The following is a 2,399-nucleotide window of genomic DNA, read 5'->3' as shown; positions in this document are numbered from 1 at the left end:
CCCATTATTATTCTACTAATGACAGTAGCCTAGTTACTCAGGAGCCGGATACGGCGAAAGTCGTAAGTCCGGTTTTGAAGCAGGGGGTGGGAAGGCGACTTCCTGCTCTACTGTAACGGGTGTGGGGTGTGGGGTGTGGGGTGTGGGGTGTGGGGAGAATAAATAAAATAGTCTCCCGTCTCCTGACTCCTGACTCCTGACTCCTGATAACTGATAACTGATAACTGATAACTGATGATATTTGTTGCTTTGGCGATTTTGGAACAGGACGGTCGATTTTTAATGCAGTTGCGCGACGACATCCCGACGATTCTCTATCCGGGGGTGTGGGGTTTATTTGGTGGTCACTTAGAAGCGGGTGAAAGTCCAGAAATAGGGTTAAAACGAGAGTTAAAAGAAGAAATTAACTACGAAGCTCCTAGTTTACGCCATTTTCGCTGTTATAACGATGATAATCTCTCTCGTTATCTTTATCATGTACCCCTGACCCTGGAATTAGAAAAATTAGTGCAAACGGAAGGGCAAGATTTAGCATTATTACCCCCGGCTGCCATCCTTCAAGGGGAATACTATTCCCAGAAGATTAATCAGACTCGTCCTTTAGGAAAAATTCATCGCCAGATATTACTCGATTTTCTAGAAGTAGAATTATAGTGGATATTAGAGCCAGACAAGGAACTCCCCTATCTATACGAAAGTCGTAGTTAACACTGCTCCTCACCTCCCTCGAAGGCAAAATGCTCCCGCTTTTTGAATGGCTTTATCTAAACGTCAATCTTATTTTGGCTTTGTCTTTATGAACCAGTCGCGTCCCTCGTTCGTTTCCGTGCAGAAACTCCTATCTGGAGGTGCGATCGCTACCCTAGCAGTTAGTTCCCTGATGGTTCTCACCCCCGCAGCCAAAGGGGAAAAACCCTTAGAAGATAACCCGAAAGCAGTCATCGACCAGGTCTGGCAAATTGTTAATAATGAATTTGTAGATCGTAGTTTTCATCAAATCGATTGGCAAAAAAAACGTCAAGAATTGTTAAGCAGAAATTATACTAATCCCCAACAAGCTTACACGGCAATTCGGGAAGCTTTAAAGGAATTGGGTGATACTTATACCCGTTTTTTAACTCCTAGGGAATTTTCTGTCCTCACCAGTCAAACTTCCGGAGAATTATCGGGAATTGGGGTACGTTTAGCCCTCGATAAACGCACTAGCGATCTGATCGTTGTCGATACGGTGAAAAAATCCCCCGCCAAGGAAGCGGGAGTGAAAAGCGGCGATCGCCTGATCAGAATTAATGGCAAACCCACCGCTTTAATGACCCTAGAACAAGCAATGGAAGCCCTACAGGGAGAAGTGGGTACTAGCGTTAGTTTACAGCTTGCCCGTCCCGATCGAGGTGTATTTGAAGTGACTTTGACCCGGGTAGATATCGAAATCCCCTCGGTTAGCTATACCCTTAAACAAGAAGGTGGGGTGAAAGTTGGTTATATTAAACTGGATGAATTTAGTTCCCACGCAGCCGAACAAATGAAAGAAGCGATCGAGGAATTAAGTCAACAACAGGTATCCGGCTATGTTCTCGATCTGCGGGGCAACCCCGGGGGTTTACTATTTGCTAGTGTCGATATCGCTCGCATGTGGATGAAACAGGGCAAAATCGTTAGCACCATCGATCGACGGGGCGGTGATCGCCAATTTATCGCCAATAACACCGCTATTACCGATTTACCCCTCGTGGTCTTGGTGAATAAAGGTTCCGCCAGCGCCAGCGAAATCCTCGCCGGGGCGCTGAAAGAAAATGGCCGGGCGACTTTAGTGGGTACATCGACCTATGGCAAGAGTACCGTCCAATCGGTACACACCCTCTCCGATGGTTCCGGTTTAGCGGTGACAATTGCCCGTTATTATCCCCCCAACGGCGAAAATATCTACAAAAAAGGCATTAAACCCGATGTGCAGATCGAGTTAACCCAGGAACAACAGCTGCGCTTCCGCGATGATCCTTCTTTGGTGGGAACTAAGGATGATCCCCAGTACCAACAGGCGATCTCGCTGCTACAATCCCATAGTGTTAAACGTCCTGGCACTAGCAATCTCAATAACCCTTTGAGTAGTCGAGCCGAATAATTGTCCTCAATAATGTCTAAGTAGGTAGGTGGAATTAAATATAAGATGAACGTAGGTTGGGTTGAAGCATGAAACCCAACGCCCGCTCATGTTACGCTACCGCTAACCCATCCTACAAATAATTGTGCCTCCCTACTTAGGGTCTGCTGAAAAAGTTTTTCCTAGGGGCAGGGTGTAGGGTGTGGGGTGTGGGGTGTGGGGTTTTACCGATTTTGAGGGGGTCAATTACCTAATTTTCAGGGAAAAAGTCCCTGAATTTCCCCCTGATCACTCCCAT

The 2,399-nt window shown here is 46.5% G+C and carries 3 protein-coding genes; 2 read left to right on the top strand and 1 reads right to left on the bottom strand.

Features of this window, described 5'->3' with window-relative positions; translation table 11 throughout:
• Positions 1-107: 107 nt before the first annotated feature.
• The gene (locus O9332_RS26880; RefSeq protein ID WP_288028103.1) at positions 108-302 is read right to left on the bottom strand and encodes a hypothetical protein; all 195 of its coding nucleotides are present in this window, start codon (positions 300-302) and stop codon (positions 108-110) included.
• Between O9332_RS26880 and O9332_RS26875 the strand changes: the two genes are divergently transcribed.
• Together O9332_RS26875 and ctpB are read left to right on the top strand one after the other, a co-directional pair.
• Positions 235-654, top strand: coding sequence for an NUDIX hydrolase (locus O9332_RS26875; protein WP_002760597.1), 420 nt, complete (start codon positions 235-237; stop codon positions 652-654). The two genes, O9332_RS26880 and O9332_RS26875, sit on opposite strands and share 68 nt — an antisense overlap.
• A 142-nt stretch (positions 655-796) precedes the next feature.
• Entirely contained in the window at positions 797-2,122 is a 1,326-nt protein-coding gene (ctpB, locus tag O9332_RS26870; protein ID WP_043999194.1) for a carboxyl-terminal processing protease CtpB, read from the top strand.
• Positions 2,123-2,399 lie beyond the last annotated feature (277 nt).

Origin of the sequence: Microcystis sp. LE19-10.1B (genome assembly GCF_027530565.1) — a bacterium.
GTDB classification, from domain to species: Bacteria; Cyanobacteriota; Cyanobacteriia; order Cyanobacteriales; family Microcystaceae; genus Microcystis; species Microcystis aeruginosa.
The sequence above is the reverse complement of the archived record's forward strand: the minus strand, read 5'-3'. Positions and strand labels throughout refer to the sequence as shown.